The organism is Streptomyces sp. NPDC034043 (assembly GCF_055575675.1).
Map to the genome: position 1 here is coordinate 53,649 of NZ_JBVISF010000012.1, position 17,992 is coordinate 71,640.

The 17,992-nt window shown below is 75.1% G+C and carries 15 protein-coding genes and 1 riboswitch; of the genes, 11 read left to right on the top strand and 4 right to left on the bottom strand.

Annotated features, from left to right (window positions below; genetic code table 11):
* Positions 1-254: 254 nt before the first annotated feature.
* Positions 255-1,145 (top strand): KPN_02809 family neutral zinc metallopeptidase, encoded by an 891-nt coding sequence (gene ypfJ, locus ACZ51S_RS25880; protein WP_468479767.1) that lies wholly within the window; start codon positions 255-257, stop codon positions 1,143-1,145.
* 60 nt (positions 1,146-1,205) lie between these two features.
* Positions 1,206-1,601: a VOC family protein gene (locus tag ACZ51S_RS25885; protein ID WP_467888494.1), complete on the top strand. Its 396-nt coding sequence runs from the start codon at positions 1,206-1,208 to the stop codon at positions 1,599-1,601.
* Between the two features lie 53 nt (positions 1,602-1,654).
* On the opposite strand, the gene ACZ51S_RS25890 is transcribed toward ACZ51S_RS25885, so the two are convergent.
* Positions 1,655-3,067, bottom strand: a complete 1,413-nt coding sequence (locus ACZ51S_RS25890) for a hypothetical protein (RefSeq protein WP_468479765.1) — start codon at positions 3,065-3,067, stop codon at positions 1,655-1,657.
* Between the two features lie 141 nt (positions 3,068-3,208).
* Entirely contained in the window at positions 3,209-4,339 is a 1,131-nt protein-coding gene (locus tag ACZ51S_RS25895; RefSeq protein ID WP_468479764.1) for an alpha/beta hydrolase family protein, read from the bottom strand.
* Positions 4,340-4,671: 332 nt separating this feature from the next.
* Between ACZ51S_RS25895 and ACZ51S_RS25900 the strand changes: the two genes are divergently transcribed.
* The 7 genes from ACZ51S_RS25900 to ACZ51S_RS25930 all read left to right on the top strand — a co-directional run bounded on the left by ACZ51S_RS25900 (position 4,672) and on the right by ACZ51S_RS25930 (position 13,195).
* Positions 4,672-5,946: an inorganic phosphate transporter gene (locus ACZ51S_RS25900; protein ID WP_388944584.1), complete on the top strand. Its 1,275-nt coding sequence runs from the start codon at positions 4,672-4,674 to the stop codon at positions 5,944-5,946.
* Positions 5,947-5,974: 28 nt separating this feature from the next.
* Positions 5,975-6,196 carry a hypothetical protein gene (locus ACZ51S_RS25905; protein WP_388944581.1) on the top strand — a complete coding sequence of 74 codons (222 nt, stop codon included), beginning with the start codon at positions 5,975-5,977 and terminating at the stop codon, positions 6,194-6,196.
* 158 nt (positions 6,197-6,354) lie between these two features.
* Positions 6,355-6,440: riboswitch (cobalamin riboswitch) on the top strand.
* 58 nt (positions 6,441-6,498) lie between these two features.
* Positions 6,499-7,473, top strand: a complete 975-nt coding sequence (locus tag ACZ51S_RS25910; RefSeq protein ID WP_468886910.1) for a cobalamin biosynthesis protein — start codon at positions 6,499-6,501, stop codon at positions 7,471-7,473.
* Entirely contained in the window at positions 7,470-8,990 is a 1,521-nt protein-coding gene (locus tag ACZ51S_RS25915; protein WP_468479761.1) for a cobyric acid synthase, read from the top strand. The genes ACZ51S_RS25910 and ACZ51S_RS25915 overlap by 4 nt, the downstream gene beginning before the upstream one ends.
* A gap of 121 nt (positions 8,991-9,111) precedes the next feature.
* Positions 9,112-11,226: a putative cobaltochelatase gene (locus ACZ51S_RS25920; RefSeq protein ID WP_468479760.1), complete on the top strand. Its 2,115-nt coding sequence runs from the start codon at positions 9,112-9,114 to the stop codon at positions 11,224-11,226.
* Positions 11,226-11,825, top strand: a complete 600-nt coding sequence (cobO, locus tag ACZ51S_RS25925; RefSeq protein WP_352212342.1) for a cob(I)yrinic acid a,c-diamide adenosyltransferase — start codon at positions 11,226-11,228, stop codon at positions 11,823-11,825. Before ACZ51S_RS25920 ends, cobO begins: the two co-directional genes overlap by 1 nt.
* A gap of 5 nt (positions 11,826-11,830) precedes the next feature.
* A complete protein-coding gene (locus ACZ51S_RS25930; protein WP_468479759.1) occupies positions 11,831-13,195 on the top strand; it encodes a cobyrinate a,c-diamide synthase in 1,365 nt (454 codons plus the stop codon).
* Between the two features lie 20 nt (positions 13,196-13,215).
* Here the strand turns inward: ACZ51S_RS25930 and ACZ51S_RS25935 are convergent, their stop codons facing one another.
* Positions 13,216-13,968 carry a ZIP family metal transporter gene (locus tag ACZ51S_RS25935; protein WP_468479758.1) on the bottom strand — a complete coding sequence of 251 codons (753 nt, stop codon included), beginning with the start codon at positions 13,966-13,968 and terminating at the stop codon, positions 13,216-13,218.
* A gap of 119 nt (positions 13,969-14,087) precedes the next feature.
* Here ACZ51S_RS25935 and cobC point away from each other — a divergent pair, with 119 nt between their 5' ends.
* Both cobC and ACZ51S_RS25945 read left to right on the top strand, forming a co-directional pair.
* Complete coding sequence (gene cobC, locus ACZ51S_RS25940; protein ID WP_468962145.1) at positions 14,088-15,497, top strand: Rv2231c family pyridoxal phosphate-dependent protein CobC; 1,410 nt, start codon at positions 14,088-14,090, stop codon at positions 15,495-15,497.
* Positions 15,498-15,857: 360 nt separating this feature from the next.
* On the top strand, positions 15,858-17,057 hold the full coding sequence (locus tag ACZ51S_RS25945; protein ID WP_388944566.1) for a CapA family protein: 1,200 nt from the start codon (positions 15,858-15,860) through the stop codon (positions 17,055-17,057).
* Positions 17,058-17,060: 3 nt separating this feature from the next.
* Here the strand turns inward: ACZ51S_RS25945 and ACZ51S_RS25950 are convergent, their stop codons facing one another.
* A complete protein-coding gene (locus ACZ51S_RS25950; protein ID WP_468478728.1) occupies positions 17,061-17,951 on the bottom strand; it encodes an SCO1860 family LAETG-anchored protein in 891 nt (296 codons plus the stop codon).
* Positions 17,952-17,992: the final 41 nt, after the last annotated feature.

Consider the following 17,992-nt stretch of genomic DNA (forward strand, 5'->3'; position numbering starts at 1 on the left):
AATACTCCAGGGCGGTGGGGACGGCGGAAGTGGGGGCAGGACGCGCGTTGCTTCGACGCCGCTAATCCGCGAGGAGATTTGCCATGGGATTCATTCTACCGGGGGCGCGCAACCACTTTTCGGGACCTCCCGTCCCCCGTTCGGCGCACGGGCCACGCGGGCGCCCCGGGGCGCGCATCAGGATGAACGGGTTGATACTCGCCGCAGGGACGGCCGGGCCGTCCCTGCGGTCTCACCGATAGAGGCGGTGCGGGATGCAGTTCGACGACAACGCCAATCTGGACACGTCCGAGGTCAAGGACGTGCGCGGCAGCCGCGTCCCGGGCGGGAGGGCCACGATCGGCGGTGGGCTCGTCGGCCTGATCGCACTGGTGCTGGGGCTGCTCTTCGGCGTGGGCCCGGAGCAGCTGGGCCTGTCGGACGGGAGTCCGGAGCCTGCCGCGACCTCCTCCTCGGCCGCCCAGGTGCAGCAGTCCTGCCGGACCGGACGGGACGCCAACACGCGCGAGGACTGCCGGCTGGTCGCGGTGGTCAACAGCACCCAGGACTTCTGGAGGCAGGAGTTCCAGAAGCGCGGCGGCGCCTACCGCCCGGCGTCCACCGTCTTCTTCACCGGCCGGGTGAACACCGCCTGCGGGGCCGCCACCGCGGCGGTCGGCCCCTTCTACTGCCCGCGCGACCGGCAGGTCTACCTCGACCTGGACTTCTTCCGGGAGCTGCGGACGAAGTTCGGGGCGAGCGGCGGCCCCTTCGCCCAGGCCTACGTCGTCGCCCACGAGTACGGGCACCACGTCCAGAACCTGACCGGCACTCTCCAGCGGGCCCAGGACGGGCAGCAGGGCGCGAACAGCAACGCGGTGAAGGTCGAGCTCCAGGCCGACTGCTACGCGGGGGTGTGGGCGCACAACGCGACGAGGACGCCGGACGAGTCCACCGGGCGGCCGCTGATCACCAGCCTCACCGAGCAGGACATCAGGGACGGGCTGGACGCGGCGGCCGCGGTCGGCGACGACCGGATCCAGGAGAGGCTCCAGGGCCGGGTGACCCCGGAGTCCTGGACCCACGGCTCGGCCGAGCAGCGCCAGCAGTGGTTCCACCAGGGCTACCGCACGGGCGACATGGCCCAGTGCAACACCTTCCGCTGACTGCCGGCGGCGCCTGCCATGCTGTGACGTGGGTCACCGTCACGAGAGGGAGTGATCGTCATGGCAGGCGTTCCGTCCATCTGCCCCGCGCTGGTCTACCGCGACGCGAAGGCGGCCATCAAGCTGCTGACCGAGGCCTTCGGCTTCAGCCAGGTCGCGGTGTACGAGGGTGAGGACGGCTCGGTGGTGCACGCGGAGCTGGCGTACGGCAACGGCGTGGTGATGCTGGGCAGCAAGGGCACCGGCGGGGTCTTCGACAAGGCCATGGGCGACGCGGGGCCCTCGGGGGTCTACGTCGTGGTCGAGGACGTCGACGCCCACCACCGGCGGGCCGTCGAGCACGGCGCGGAGGTCCTGATGGAGCCCACCGACCAGGACTACGGCTCCCGCGACTACATGGCCCGGGACGCCGAGGGCAACATCTGGAGCTTCGGGACGTACGCGCCGCAGGTCTGAGACCCGCGGCGGGCACGCCGCCGCCCTTGCCGCCGCTCCCGCTCCCCCGCGGGCTACGCGCCGCCGGTGTGGACCTGGAAGGCGGCCCGGCGGACCGCCTTGGCGAGGGCCGGGTCGGGGTGTGCTGCGGCCAGCGCGACCAGGACCTGCACGGTGCGCGGGTGGCCGACCGCGCGGACCTCGTCCAGCAGCCGGGGGACGGTGGTGCGGACGGCGGAGTCGAGGTGCCGGGCCAGCAGGCCGGCCTCGCCGTGGTCGGCGATGGCGGCGGCCGTGTCGACCCAGAGCCAGGTCGACTCCTCGGGGGTGAGGACGTCCTGGGCGTCGTCGGGGTCGGCCCCGTCGTGCTCGGCGAGCCAGAGCAGGGCGTACGGCCGCAGCGCGGGCTCGCGCAGGGCCGCGCGCACCTCGGGCTCGGCGGGGGCGCCGACCACGCGCAGGGCCTCGAAGGCCAGGCCGCGCAGCAGGGCGTCCTCGCCGCGGGCGGCGTGCAGGAGCTCGCTGACGGCGTGGCCGACGGGCCGGGCGGCGAGCCAGGCCTGGTACTCGGCGCGGGCCGGTCCGGGGGTGAGCCGGGCGCAGCCGTGCAGCATGGCGGCGGCGGACTGCTCGATGTTCCCGGCCGGGCTCTGCGCGGCGACGCAGATCTGCTCGAGCTTCACCCACACGGCCCAGCTGCCGAGTGGGGTCAGGGTGGCCCGGGCGGGACCGAGGGTGACGGCGTCCACGGCGGCGAGTCCCCCGAGGGCCCAGCGCAGCAGCCGGGCGAGCGGGAGCGGCCGGGGTTCGGCGGTGGCTGAGCCGGTGGCGGGCTCCGGGCCGTAGGGGATCTCGCAGCGCTCGCCGCGCAGCTCGGTGACCCGCTGGCCGAGGAGGTCGAGGAGGTCCGGGACGGACACCGGGCCGGCGGACAGCTGGAGCAGCGACAGCAGCTGCGGCATGGCCTCGACCACTTCGGCGACGGCCGAGGGGGCGATGTCCGCGGGGGCCGGGTGGACGAGCGACCAGGCGTCGAAGAGCGCGACCCAGCCGCGCAGCACGGCGGTGTCGTCGCGGCCCCAGGCGCGCAGCCGCCAGCCGGGCCGGGCGTGTCCGCCGTGCACCTCGACGAGGCCGGAGAGGCGGGCGCGGTCCCAGCCGACCTGGATCTGGCCGTGCGTCAGCCCCAGTTCCGCGGCGGCGCGTTCGACGTCGGGAGCGGGCAGCGCGCCCGCCGGTGCGGGGCGGCCGCCGTCGCCCGCGCCGAGGTTCAGCTCGGCCCAGCGGGCCAGCCGTACCGCGTCGGCGAGGGAGGCGCGGGCGCGGTTCGCCAGGTCTGCCGTGGCGGGGGTGCCCGCCGGGGGCCGGGTGGCCGGCCGGGTTCGCCGGTCGGTCACCGCCTTGCGCGCCGTGGCGACGGAGCGCTGGGAGACGAGTCGGAGTCTGGAGTCGCGAGCCAACTGCTCATCAGGCTTTCGGGACGTCACGGAAGCAGTCTCGCCCGTCACTGGCCGAAAGCCCAAACGGAACCGGTCATTTCCACAGGTCACGGGGCGGAGGAACCGGGATGAATCACCCACCCCGTCCCGTCCGCCCCAGGGCCCTTCACCGTGGCGCCGCGCCGCACGTCACATAAGCGGGGTCAGGAAGCGCCGCAGCGCCTCCTCGTACCGCAGCGGGTCGGCGTTCCACATCGCCCCATGCCCGGCGTCCATGACGGTGTGCAGGGTGACCAGGTCGGGCCGGGCGGCGGCGAGCCGGCGCGAGGGCTCCCAGGGGGCGATCGCGTCGGCGGGCCCGTGGAAGACCAGGACGGGCACCCGCAGCGCGCCGGGGTCGGCCCCCGGGGCGAGGTGGTCGGCGCGCAGCCCGGCGCGGCCCTCGGCGGCCCGGACCGCGAGCGGGAGCAGCGGGGCCGGGGTGCGGCGGCCGGCCGCGAGGGCGCGGAGGGTGGCGTGCCAGTCCAGGACGGGCGAGTCCAGCACCACCCCGGAGACCCGCCCGGCCAGGGCGGAGCGCTCCAGGACGCGCAGGGCCATGGCCGCCCCGGTGGACCAGCCGTACAGGACCACGCGGCGGGCCCCGTAGCGCACGGCGTAGCGGATGGCGGCGTCCAGGTCCCGCCACTCCGACTCGCCCAGGTGGCCGAGGCCGTCCGGGGAGGCGGGGGCGCCCAGGTCGCCCCGGTAGCCGAGGTCGAGCACGGGGAGACCGTGGCGGTGCAGGAAGGGCATGACCACCATCGGGTGCTCGCGGCCGGTGCCGAGCCCGTGGACGGTGATCACCCAGGTGCCCCGGGCGCCGGGCAGGAACCAGGCGGGGAGCGGGCCGAGCTCCCCGGGCACGTCCACGTCGGCGTGGTCGAGCCCGAGGGCGGTGCGCGGGTCGCCCCGGTGCACCTGAGGGGTGAGGGCGACCCGCGTGCCGGGGGTCAGGCTGCCGTGGGTGACGGCGAGGAGGCGGCGTACGACGGTGTCCGCGTCGTGCGGGACGTCGGTGAGGACGGAGCCGACCACGGCGTGCGCCCCGGGCGCCTCCAGTCCGTGGACGCCGGGGCGCAGGGAGGCCAGCGAGCGGGTGAGGACCACCCGGCCGGGGCCGGTGGAGTGGACGGTGAGGCGGGGGCCGCCGGGCAGCGGGCGGCCGGGTTCGGGCCGCAGGGCGGCGTCGGCGGCGTACCGGCCGGCCGCGACCGCGGCTGCTCCGGCACCGATCAGGGTCGTGGTGACGGCCGCTGCCGTCGCTGTGGCGGTACGCACCGTTCCAGTCTCGGCGCGCGACGGCGCGGGGGCCACCGGAGGAGATCGTTCCGCGAATGGCGCACCCCGAGCCGGGGGCGGCCCCGGGAGGAGTGATCTACCTCTCTTCCGGGGGCCGGCGGGCGGTGCTCCGCGGGGCGTCCGATCGGCCCGGAGGGATCCGTTCACCCCCCTTTGACGTGCATGAACCGGGATGGCTGCGAAAGAATCGGGACGAATGGCCTGATGGTGTGGCGCGTGGGGACACCGTGCCGCCCGCGTCAGTTCATCTTCCGTTCACCCAGGTTGCCTACGGTCGCCGTGCCACTGACGCCAAACAGAAGCCTGGGTAAATGGAGCACATAACGCTTCTCCTCGGGATCGTGATCATCACCGCTCTCGTGTTCGACTTCACGAACGGTTTCCACGACACAGCCAACGCGATGGCCACCACCATCTCGACCGGCGCCCTCAAGCCCAAGACGGCGGTGGCCATGTCCGCCGTGCTCAACCTCGTCGGCGCGTTCATGTCCGTGGAGGTCGCGAAGACGATCTCCAAGGGCCTGGTCAACGAGGAGGGCATTCAGCCGGAGGTGATCTACGCGGCCCTGGTCGGCGCGATCCTCTGGAACCTCGTCACCTGGCTGGTCGGCCTCCCCTCCAGCTCCTCCCACGCTCTGATGGGCGGCCTGGTCGGTGCGGCCGTCGCCTCCGCCGGCCTCGGCGCCGTCAACGGCGGCGTCGTCGTCACCAAGGTGCTCATTCCCGCCGTCGCCGCCCCGATCGTGGCCGGCGTGGCCGCGATGCTGGCCGCGAAGCTCACGTACAAGCTGAACGGCCACGTCGGCGAGAAGACCTCCGCCAAGGGCTACAAGGCCGGCCAGATCGCCTCCGCCGGACTGGTCTCCCTCGCGCACGGCACCAACGACGCGCAGAAGACGATGGGCATCATCACCCTGGCCCTGGTCGCCGGCGGCGCGCTCGCGCCCGGCTCCAACCCGCCGGTCTGGGTCATCGTCTCGGCCGGTGTGGCCATCGCCCTGGGCACGTACCTGGGCGGCTGGCGCATCATCCGCACCATGGGCTCCGGCCTGACCGACCTCCAGCCGCAGCAGGGCTTCGCCGCCCAGACCTCGGCCGCGAGCGTCATCCTGGCCTCGTCCAGCCTCGGCTTCTCCCTCTCCACCACGCACGCCTGCTCCGGCGCCGTCATGGGCGCGGGCCTGGGCCGCAAGGGCGGTGTGGTCCGCTGGTCCACCGCCACCCGCATGTTCATCGCGTGGGGCCTGACCCTGCCGGCCGCCGCCCTCGTCGCCGCCGGCGCCGAGCTGGTCATGCGCACCGGTGACGTCGGCGTCGCCGCCGTCACGGTCTTCCTGGTCGCCTCCTGCGTCGCCATCTGGCTCATCTCCCGCCGTCAGGTCGTCGACCACACCAACGTCAACGCCACGGACACCGACCTCGCCGGGGCCGAGCAGCCCGGCGTGGTCACCACCGCCATGGCCGCCGTCGCCGTCCCGCCGGCCGCCGGCACCACCGCCGCGGTGACCGACGAGGACCTCAAGGCCACCATCCCGGCCGCGACGGCCGCTCCGACGACCCCCACGGCTCCGGCCGCGGCGGTCTGAGCCCGAGAACGACAGAGGAAACGGCAGTATGAAGATCGACTGGGCAGCACTCGGCTCCGTCTTCGGGGTCAGCCTCTCCGCCACCGTCGCCCTCGTGGCCCTCTTCACCCTCGGCCTGGTGGGCCTCTCCAAGCACGAGACCGCCACCGAGCAGGGCGGAACGGCCGGCCTGGCCCGCAGCGGCGCCTACGCCTGCTTCGCGCTCTGCGCGGCGGCCGTGGCCTACGGGATCTACCTGATCGTCAGCTGACACCGGCGCACCGCGTACGAAAGCTCCCTCCGGGATTCCGGGAGGGAGCTTTCGCGCACCCGTGCCCCTTCTCCGCCGTCCGTCCCACCAGGTCAACGGCAAGTTGACGGGCGTTCGCAGGCCGTGGTGGACTGCCCGAGCCAATACGGCGGCATGGAGAGGAAGTCCGGTGCGAATCCGGCGCGGTCCCGCCACTGTCACCGAGGAGCTCACGCGACGCGTGCGCCCCGGGAGCCAGGAACTCTCGCCGCCGGACACGTCGAACCAGGGCGCGGACCCTGAGTGAGGACATACCTGCCACCATGCGTGCCGACCGCGTCTTCGCGTACGGCGTCACGGCGGGGCTGATCGGCGACCGGATCCTCGGGGATCCGCGCCGGGGGCACCCCGTGGCCGCCTTCGGACGAGCCGCCGCCGCAGTCGAGGGCGCCCTGTGGCGCGACGACCGCGCGCGGGGCCTCCTGCACACCCTCCTCTGCGCGGGCGGCGCCGCCGCCGCCGGCGCGCTGGGCGCGCGCGCCGTGCGCTCCCGGCCCGCGGCGGCCCGTATCGCCCTGACCGCGGCGGCCACCTGGGCAGTCGTCGGCGGCACCTCGCTGGGCCGGGAGGCCCGCGCGATCGGCGGGGCGCTCGCCGCCGGGGACGCGGAGGTGGCCCGGGAGCGGCTCCCCCACCTGTGCGGGCGCGACCCCCAGGCCCTGGACGAGCAGCAGATGGCGCGGGCCGTCGTGGAGTCCGTCGCCGAGAACACCTCCGACGCGGTGGTCGGGGCCCTGGTGTGGGGTGCCGTCGCCGGGGTCCCCGGGCTGCTGGCCTTCCGCGCCGTGAACACCCTGGACGCCATGGTCGGCCACAAGTCGCCCCGCTACCTGCGCTACGGCTGGGCCTCCGCCCGCCTCGACGACGTGGCGGGCTGGCCCGGCGCCCGGCTCACGGCCCTCGCCGCCGTGGCGGCCGGCCCCGACCGGCGGGGAGCCGTACGGGCCTGGCGCGCGGACGCCGCCGCCCACCCCAGCCCCAACGCCGGGCCGGTGGAGGCCTCCTTCGCCGGGGCGCTCGGTGTGCGGCTCGGCGGGACCCTGTCCTACGGGGGCCGCGTCGAGCACCGCGCGGTGCTGAACGGGGAGCGGGGGCGGCCCGTGGAGGTCGCGGACATCGAACGCGCGGTACGGCTGTCACGGCGGGTGACCTGGCTGGCGCTGGGGGCCTGCGTGGCGGCCCGGACGCTGGCAGCCCGCGCACGCGAGGGCTGCCGCACGAGGAGGGCGGGGAGATGAGCGGCACGAAGCGCGGCGGCGGACTGCTGGTCGCGGGTACGACATCGGACGCGGGCAAGAGCGTGGTCACGGCGGGCATCTGCCGCTGGCTGGCCCGGCAGGGCGTGAAGGTGGCCCCGTTCAAGGCGCAGAACATGTCGCTGAACTCGTTCGTGACGCGCGAGGGCGCCGAGATCGGCCGCGCCCAGGCCATGCAGGCCCAGGCGGCGCGGGTGGAGCCGACCGCGCTGATGAACCCCGTGCTGCTCAAGCCCGGCAGCGACCGCAGCAGCCAGGTGGTGCTGCTCGGCAAGCCGGTGGGCGAGATGAGCGCCCGCGGCTACCACGGCGGCCGGCAGGAACAGCTCCTCGGCATCGTCACGGACTGCCTGGAGCAGCTGCGGGGCACGTATGACGCCGTGATCTGCGAGGGGGCGGGCAGTCCGGCCGAGATCAACCTGCGCCGGACCGACATCGTGAACATGGGCATCGCCCGGGCCGCGCGGTTCCCGGTGGTCGTGGTCGGTGACATCGACCGAGGCGGGGTCTTCGCCTCCTTCTTCGGCACGACGGCCCTGCTGTCCCCCGAGGACCAGTCGCTGATCGCCGGATACCTCGTCAACAAGTTCCGCGGTGACGTTTCCCTGCTGGAGCCCGGCATGGAGATGCTGCGCGGCCTGACCGGACGGGCGACGTACGGGGTGCTGCCCTACCGGCACGGGCTGGGCATCGACGAGGAGGACGGCCTGAGAGTCTCCCTGCGCGGCGCGGTGCGCGAGTCCGTGGTCGCACCGCCGGTCGGCGAGGACGTGCTGCGGGTCGCGGTGTGCGCGGTGCCGCTGATGTCGAACTTCACCGACGTCGACGCGCTGGCGGCGGAACCGGGCGTGGTCGTGCGGTTCGTGGACCGGGCCGAGGAACTGGCCGACGCGGACCTGGTCGTCGTACCGGGTACGCGCGGCACGGTGAAGGCCCTGGAGTGGCTGCGGGAGCGGGGACTCGCGGACGCGCTGGCGCGCCGCGCCGCCGAGGGGCGCCCGGTGCTCGGCATCTGCGGCGGCTTCCAGGCCCTGGGCGAGCACATCGAGGACGAGGTCGAGTCCCGGGCGGGCTCGGTGGCGGGCCTCGGGCTGCTGCCGGTCCGGGTGCGGTTCGCGCCCGAGAAGACCCTGGCCCGGCCGACCGGTACCGCCCTCGGCGAGCCGGTGGACGGCTACGAGATCCACCACGGCGTCGCCGAGGTCCTGGGCGGAGAGCCCTTCCTCGACGGGTGCCGGGTCGGATCGGTGTGGGGCACCCACTGGCACGGCTCGCTGGAGTCGGACGGCTTCCGCCGGGCGTTCCTGCGGGAGGTGGCGGTCGCGGCCGGACGGCGTTTCGTCCCGGCCCCGGACACCTCCTTCGCCGCCCTGCGGGAGGAGCAGCTGGACCTGCTGGGGGACCTGATCGAGGAACACGCCGACACCCGCGCGCTGCTGGCCCTCATCGAAGGGGGCGCCCCGTCCGGCCTCCCCTTCCTCCCGCCGGGTGCCCCGTGAGGGCCTCCGGCGTCCCCCTGCGCGCGGGGACCAGAGAAGCGGTTCGGTCAGGTGCTCGCACTGCGGGCCACTCTCGCTCCATGGGCAGCGGGCGCATTCCACTCGAAGGAGCGATCAGCGGATGAGCATCACCCACTTCCCGTTCACAGCGGTGGTCGGTCAGGACGACCTGCGGCTGGCCCTGCTGCTCAACGCCGTGAGCCCCGCGGTCGGCGGCGTGCTCGTACGCGGGGAGAAGGGGACCGCCAAGTCCACCGCCGTGCGCGCGCTGTCGGCGCTGCTGCCGCAGGTCGACGTCGTCCCCGGCTGCCGGTTCTCGTGTGCGCCGGCCGCACCGGATCCGGCCTGCCCCGACGGGCCGCACGAGCCCGGCCCCGGCCAGGCCAGGCCCGCCCGCATGGTAGAGCTGCCCGTCGGCGCCTCCGAGGACCGGCTCGTCGGCGCCCTGGACATCGAGCGGGCCCTCGCCGAGGGCGTGAAGGCCTTCGAGCCGGGACTCCTCGCCGACGCGCACCGCGGGATCCTGTACGTCGACGAAGTGAACCTCCTCCACGACCACCTGGTGGACGTCCTGCTCGACGCGGCCGCGATGGGCGCCTCGTACGTGGAGCGCGAGGGCGTCTCCGTACGGCACGCCGCCCGCTTCCTGCTCGTCGGGACGATGAATCCCGAGGAGGGCGAGCTGCGCCCGCAGCTCCTGGACCGCTTCGGCCTGACCGTCGAGGTCGCGGCCTCCCGGGAGCCCGAGCAGCGCGTCGAGGTGGTGCGCCGCCGGCTCGCGTACGAGGACGACCCCGCGGGCTTCGCCGCCCGCTGGGCCGCGGACGAGCACGAGGTGCGCGCCCAGGTGGTTGCGGCGCGGGCGCTGCTCCCGCGGGTACGGCTCGGGGACACCGCGCTGCTGCGGATCGCCGCCACCTGCGCCGGCTTCGAGGTCGACGGGATGCGCGCCGACATCGTGATGGCCCGTACCGCGACCGCGCTCGCGGCCTGGGCGGGGCGGACCTCCGTACGCAAGGAGGACGTCCGCCAGGCCGCCCTGCTGGCCCTCCCCCACCGCCGCAGGCGGGCCCCCTTCGACGCGCCGGGCCTCGACGAGGACAAGCTCGACGAGATCCTGGACCGGTTCCCCGACGAGGAGCCCGACCCGGAGCCCGAGCCCGGCCCGGAGCCCGAGGGCCCGGACGACGGCGGTGACGGCGGTGATGGCGGCGGGGGCGGCGGGGTGCCCCCGCAGAGCGGCGGGCCCGAGAGCGGGCCCGAGACCGCGCACGCGCCGGACACCCCGGACGAGCCCGCCGGAGCCGAACCCGCGGGCGAGGCCCCCGAGCCGGAGCCCTCCGCCCCGCGGGGCGGGGCCGGCGGCGCCGAGCAGGCCGCCGTACGGGCCGCCGAGCCGTTCCGCACCAAGATGCTCAGCGTGCCCGGCCTCGGCGAGGGCGCGGCCGGGCGGCGTTCGCGCGCCCGCACCGCGCACGGCCGCACCACCGGCGCCCAGCGGCCCCGGGGGCAGCTGACGAAGCTGCACCTGGCGGCCACCGTGCACGCCGCCGCACCGCACCAGAGGGCGCGCGGGCGCGCCGGGCGCGGCCTCGTCGTGCGCAAGGACGACCTGCGCCAGGCCACCCGGGAGGGCCGCGAGGGCAACCTCGTGCTCTTCGTGGTGGACGCCTCCGGCTCGATGGCGGCCCGGCAGCGGATGAGCGCGGTCAAGGGCGCGGTGCTCTCCCTGCTCCTGGACGCCTACCAGCGCCGCGACAAGGTCGGCCTGATCACCTTCCGCGGGGCCGGTGCCGAGCTGGCGCTGCCGCCCACCTCCTCGGTGGACGCGGCGGCCGCCCGGCTGGAGAAGCTGCCGACCGGCGGCCGCACCCCCCTGGGCCCGGGTCTGCTCAAGGCCCACGAGGTGCTGCGGATCGAGCGGCTGCGGGACCCCTCGCGGCGCCCGCTGCTGGTGGTCGTCACCGACGGGCGGGCCACGTCGGCCGGGACCCTCGGCGGTGACCCGCGCGAGCTGTCGGGGCGCAGTGCCCGGCTGCTGGCGGGCGCGGGGATCGCCTCGGTGGTCGTGGACTGCGAGTCCGGGCCGGTCCGGCTCGGGCTGGCGGGGGCGCTGGCCGCCGATCTGGGCGGGCCGGCCGTGACCCTCGACGGGCTGCGGGCCGATTCGCTGGCCGGGCTCGTGAAGAACGTACGTACCGCAGTGACATCCGAATCCTCCAGGAGGGCCGCGTAATGCCGCAGGGACAGCCGACCGTCGTTCCCGACGACGGGCTCACGACGCGTCAGCGCCGCAACCGCCCGCTCGTGTTCGTGCACACCGGCCCGGGCAAGGGCAAGTCGACGGCCGCGTTCGGCCTGGCGCTGCGCGCCTGGAACCAGGGCTGGCCGATCGGGGTGTTCCAGTTCGTCAAGTCGGCGAAGTGGAAGGTCGGCGAGGAGAACGCGCTGAAGGTGCTGGGCGCCTCCGGCGAGGGCGGTTCCGTCGTCTGGCACAAGATGGGCGAGGGCTGGTCCTGGGTGCAGCGGGACGCGCAGCTCGACAACGAGCAGGCCGCCAAGGAGGGCTGGGAGCAGGTCAAGCGCGACCTGGCCGCCGAGACGCACCGGCTGTACGTGCTCGACGAGTTCGCGTACCCCATGCACTGGGGGTGGATCGACGTGGACGAGGTGATCGAGGTGCTGCGGAACCGCCCCGGCACCCAGCACGTGGTCATCACGGGCCGCAACGCGCCGGAGAAGCTCGTGGAGTTCGCGGACCTGGTCACCGAGATGACCAAGGTCAAGCACCCCATGGACGCCGGCCAGAAGGGCCAGAAGGGCATCGAGTGGTGACGTCCGTGAGCGTGCCCCGGCTGGTCATCGCCGCGCCGTCCTCCGGCAGCGGCAAGACCACCGTGGCGACGGGCCTGATGGCGGCCTTCGCGGAGCGCGGCCTGGCCGTGTCCCCGCACAAGGCCGGGCCCGACTACATCGACCCCGGCTACCACGCGCTGGCCACGGGCCGGCCGGGCCGCAACCTGGACGCCTTCATGTGCGGGCCGGAGCTGGTCGCGCCGCTGTTCGCGCACGGCTCCGCCGGGTGCGACCTCGCCGTGGTCGAGGGCGTGATGGGGCTGTACGACGGGGCCGCGGGGCGGGGTGAGCTCGCGTCGACGGCGCAGGTGGCGAAGCTGCTGCGGGCGCCGGTGGTGCTGGTGGTGGACGCCTCCTCGCAGTCGCGTTCTGTGGCGGCGCTGGTGCACGGCTTCGCCTCCTTCGACCCGCAGGTGCGGCTCGGCGGGGTGATCCTCAACAAGGTGGGCTCCGACCGGCACGAGGCGATGCTGCGGGAGGCGCTGGAGGAGGCCGGGATGCCGGTCCTCGGTGTCATGAGGCGGGCCCCGCAGGTGGCGACGCCGTCCCGGCACCTGGGCCTGGTCCCGGTGGCCGAGCGGCGGGCCGACGCCGTGGCGGCGGTGGCGGCGCTGGCCGGGCAGGTGCGGGCCGGCTGCGACCTGGACGCGCTGATGGCGCTGGCCCGGACGGCCCCGCCGCTGGACTGCGCGGCGTGGTCGCCGCGGGACGCCGTCTCCGCCGTCCCGGACGCGGGGGGCCGGCGGCCCGTCGTCGCCGTCGCGGGCGGGGCCGCGTTCACGTTCTCGTACGCCGAGCACGCGGAGTTGCTGACGGCCTCCGGAGCCGAGGTGGTCACCTTCGACCCGCTCCGGGACGAGGCGCTCCCCGAGGGGGCCTCCGGACTGGTGATCGGCGGCGGGTTCCCCGAGGTGTACGCGCCGGAGCTGTCGGCGAACGAGCCGCTGCGCAAGGCCGTCGCGGACTTCGCGGCGTCCGGCGGGCCGGTCGCCGCCGAGTGCGCGGGGCTGCTGTACCTGGCCCGTTCCCTGGACGGGAAGCCGATGTGCGGGGTGCTCGACGCCGACGCCCGGATGTCGGAACGGCTCACGCTGGGCTACCGGGAGGCGGTGGCGGTGACGGACAGCTCGCTCGCCGCCGCGGGGACGCGGCTGCGGGGGCACGAGTTCCACCGGACGGTGATCGAGCCGGGTGCCGGAGCCGAGCCGGCGTGGGGGTTCACGCATCCCGAACGCCGCGTCGAGGGCTTCGTACGGCAGGGCGTGCACGCCAGCTACCTGCACACCCACTGGGCGGCCCGGCCCTCGGTCGCCCGGCGCTTCGCGGAAGCCGCGGCAGCCCACCGGTGACCGCCCGCCCCGGCCGGCGGTCATTCGGCGAGGCCGACCACGAGCCAGATCCCGGCCACCCCGCCCACCGTGCACATCAGCGTGGACAGGGCGGGGTGCCTGTGGTGCGCCTCGGGGAGGATCTCGGCGGCGGCCAGGTACAGCAGAGCGCCGCCGAAGAATCCGAGGTACGCCCCGAGGGGTTCCTCCGGAAGGGTGAACAGCAGGGTGGACGCGGCGCCCACGACCGGCGCCACGGCGTCCGCGAAGAGCATCAGCAGGGCCTTGCGGCGGGCGTTCCCGTAGAGGCGGGTGAGGGTGTACGTGTTGAACCCGTCGGCGAAGTCGTGGGTGATGACGGCCAGCGCCACGGCCACGCCCATGCCGCCGCCGACCTGGAAGGCCGCGCCGAGGGCCACTCCGTCGGCGACGCTGTGGCCGACCATCGCGGCGGCCGCGGTGAGACCGACCTGCGGGACGCGGCCGCCGCTGGGGCCGTGGGGGTCCTCGCCCGGGGCCGCGGCGCCGTGCGCGGCCTGGCGCACGGCGAGCAGGCGCTCCACCACGTGGGCCGTCAGGAAGCCGCCCACGAAGAGCAGCAGGGCCAGCGGCACGCCGAACACCTCGTCGCCGGCCGCGTGCATCGCCTCGGGCAGCAGGTCGAGGCCCACCACGCCGAGCATCAGCCCGCCGGCGAGGCCGAGCACCAGGTGGCGGCGGTCGGTGACGCGTTGCGCCGTCCAGCCGCCGGCCAGCGTCATCAGGAACGCGCCCAAAGCCACGATCACCGCCATGTGCCCCTGCATACCGACTGGCGGCCGGGCGCGCACTTCCGTGCCCGGGGGGCGGGCGGCAGCGTGTTGACGACGACAGACGGACGACGGACGGAGGAGGGATCGCTGTGGGCGAATACGTGACGCGGCTGGTGGTCGGGGTCGGCGGGCGTGCGGGGGTCTCCGTCGAGGAGGTCTGCGCACTGGTGGAGGAGACGCTCCGGGGGGCCGGGCTGGCCCCCGGGGCGGTGGCGGCGCTGGCCACGGTGGAGTCGAAGACCGGGGAGCCGGGGATCGCCGGTGCGGCGAAACGTTTCGGCGTGCCGTTGGTCGGCTATCCGGCGGAACAGCTCGCGCGCATACCGGTACCGCATCCGTCGGCGGCGGTGCGGGACGCCTCCGGCACGGCCTCGGTGGCGGAGGCGGCGGCACTGGCCGGGGGCGGGGAACTCCTCGTGCCGAAGCGGCGCTCGGTGGCGGCGACGTGCGCGGTGGCCGGCACCGAGGAGCACGACCTGCGCCACCACGGGGACGCGGAGGTGGCGGACGCGGGCGGCGCGCTGGTGGACCTGGCGGTGAACGTACGCGCCGGCACGCCGCCGCAGTGGCTCAAGGAGCGGATCGCGGCCTGCCTGGGCGACCTGGCGGCCTACCCCGACGGGCGGGCGGCGCGGGCGGCGGTGGCGGCCCGTCACGGGCTGCCGGTGGAGCGGGTGCTGCTGACGGCGGGGGCGGCGGAGGCGTTCGTCCTGATCGCGCGGGCTCTGGGGGCGGTACGGCCGGTCGTGGTGCATCCGCAGTTCACCGAGCCGGAAGCGGCCCTGCGGGACGCCGGGCACCGGGTGGAACGGGTGCTGCTGCGGGCCGAGGACGGCTTCCGGCTGGACCCGGCGGCGGTGCCGGAGGAAGCCGACCTGGTGGTGGTCGGCAACCCCACCAACCCGACGTCGGTCCTGCACCCGGCGGGGGTCCTGGCCGAGCTGGCCCGGCCGGGGCGGATCCTGGTGGTGGACGAGGCGTTCATGGACGCCGTCCCGGGCGAGCGGGAGGCGCTGGCCGGGCGGATGGACGTACCCGGGCTGGTCGTGCTGCGGAGCCTGACGAAGACGTGGGGGCTGGCCGGTCTGCGGATCGGCTACGTGCTGGCGGAGCCGGAGGTCATCGCGAAGCTGGCCGGGGCGCAGCCGCTGTGGCCGGTGTCGACGCCGGCGCTGGTGGCGGCGGAGGCGTGCGTTTCGCCGGCGGCGCTGGCGGAGGCGGAGGACGCGGCGCGGCGGATCGCGGTCGACCGGGAGCACCTGCTGGCGGGGCTGGCGGAGTTCGAGGAGGTGCGGGTGTCGGGGGTGGCCGAGGGGCCGTTCGTGCTGGTCCAGGTCCCCGGCGCGACGGAGGTCCGCACCCGGCTGCGCGCGCTGGGCTTCGCGGTGCGGCGGGGAGATACCTTCCCGGGGCTGGACGCGACGTGGCTGCGCCTGGCGGTCCGCGACAGGGCGACGACGGGGAGGCTGCTGCAGGCGCTGGACCACGCGCTGGCGCTGGCCGCGCGGTAGGGAGGGGGCGGGGGCGTGCCGTTGCCGTTGCCCTGGCCGGGCGGGTGGTGGTGCCGTTGCCCCCGTTGGGCGGGTGCCGTTGCCCTTGCCCCCATCGGGCGGTGGCGGTGCCGTTGCCCTGGCCGGCGGGGTGGTGGGGCGGGGTCGGTGCCGGGGTGGGGTGTCGTCCGGGACGGGCTTCGATGTTCGGCGCCTGTCCGGGTGTGAGGTGTGCGGGGTACCGCGCGCCGAATTCATCTCGTTTCAGTCCCGGACGACACCCCACCCCGTCCCCGACCCCTCGCGCCGGTTGTCCGGCTGCGCCGGGTGGGCACGGGACGCCTACCATGGCCGGAACTACGGGATGACGGGGGACGGTCCATGAAGGTGGCGGCGCGGATAGGGGTCGGGCTGGTCGGGCTGGCCGTGGTCGGCGGGGGTGTGTACGCCGCGCCGCGGCTGTTGGGGGACGGCGCCTCCGCCCCCGAGCAGCGGCTCGGGGCGAAGCCGGGGACGGACCGGGCCGCGCCGGGCGGGACGCCGTTCACGCTGGTCGCGACCGGGGACATCATCCCGTACCCCTCGATCATCCAGCGCTCGGCGGACGACGCCGGCGGCAAGGCCGGGGAGTACGACTTCCGGAAGATACTGGCGGGCGTGAAGCCCATCGTGTCGGCCGCCGATCTGGCGATATGCCACCACGAGATACCGTACGGGCGGCCCGGCGGCCCCTACACCGGCTACCCCGCCTTCAAGGCCCCGCACCAGCTGGCCGACGCCCTCAAGGACGCCGGTTACGACAGCTGCTCCACCGCTTCGAACCACACCCTCGACGACGGCTACGACGGCCTCACCCGCACCCTCGACCACCTCGACCGGGTCGGCATCAAGCACGTCGGCTCGGCGCGCAGCGCCGACGAGGCCAAGGCGCCGGCCGTGCTCTCGGCCGGCGGCGCGAAGGTCGCCCAGTTGGACTACACGTACGGGACGAACGGCATACCGCTCCCGGCGGGCAAGCCCTGGGCCGTCAACCTGATCGACCAGGGCCGGATCATCGCCGACGCCCGCGCGGCCCGGGCGGCCGGCGCGAACGTCGTCGTCCTCAGCATCCACTGGGGCACCGAGTGGCAGACGGCGCCCGACCAGCAGCAGCGCGACCTGGCGCAGGCGCTGACGGCCTCGCGCGGGGCGGACGGCCTCCCCGACATCGATCTGATCCTCGGTACGCACAACCACGTGCCGCAGCCCTACGAGAAGATCAACGGCACCTGGGTGGTGTTCGGCATGGGCGATCAGATCGCGAGCTTCTACGAGGCGGAGAAGGCGCGGGGCAACATGTCCTCGATCCCCCGGTTCACCTTCGCCCCGGCGGCGGGGCGCCCCGGCCGCTGGGAGGTCGTCAAGGCCGAGTACTTCACGCAGTACTCGGACATGGGCCCGCCCTTCCGGGTCGTGTGCACCTCCTGCGCGGCGGACGGCGCCGCCCGGCGGTCCGACTACGCCCGGGCCGACAAGGAGATCACGGCGGCCGTCACCTCGCGCGGCGCCGTCGGCCAGGGGCTGGAGCGCGCCTCGCGCTGACGGTCAGCGGGTCCTGCCGCGGCGGGTGACGACGAGGGCGCCCGCGCCGATGCCGAGCAGGAGGAGGGCGCCGCCGGCGACGTACGGGGTCACCGAACCGGCGCCGGTCTCGGCGAGGTTGGCCTGTGGCACGGTCTGCGGCTTGACGTCCGGCTTCGCCGCGGGGCCGGGGCCCGGGGCGGCTCCCCGGGGGGACTCGCAGTGCGCTTCGGCGAGCACGACCTCGCCGTCGACCTCAGCCACGTTCAGGTTCAGCGGGTTGACCGACACCTTCAGGCGCAGCGCGGACGCGGCGGCGGTGGTGGAGGTGGTCCGGGTACCGGAGAGCTCCAGGGAGACCAGGCCGACGCCGGGTACCTCGACCTTGGTGGGGCCGCCGGAGGTGAGGGTGACCTTCTTGCCGAGGGCGGTGACCGTGCCGAGGACGTTCGAGGAGGCGACGGGCTTCTTCCCGGCCTCGCAGACGGCCTTGGAGGTGACCTTCTCGACCTCGATGAGGGAGAGCGCGGGCAGGCCGGGGACGTGCACCTTGGCGTGGGCGAGGTGCGATTCGGCCTCGGCGCGGCTCTTGTCGGCGCTCGCCCTGGCGGTGGCGACGTCCGCCCGCAGGACGCTGACCGGCCGCCCCTGTTCGGCCCCGTCGAGGGTGACGGTGAGGGCCGTCTTCGCGGCGCTGGCGGGGGCGGTGACCTCGTTGAGGGTGGCCTTCAGCGGGACGTGGACGGCCTTGTTGAGCAGGCCCACGTCCAGTCCGGTCCGCAGGACGACGGCGCCGGACGTTCCCTCGCTCCCGGTGCCGCCGCCCGTGGCGAGGGCGGGCGGCGCGGCGAGCAGGGCCACCGCTCCCGTGGCGAGCAGAACGGCCGCGGGCATGCGGAAGGTGTTGCTGTTCAAGATGGTGGAACCCCCGGGGAGTTGGGTGCCGTCGCGGCGCC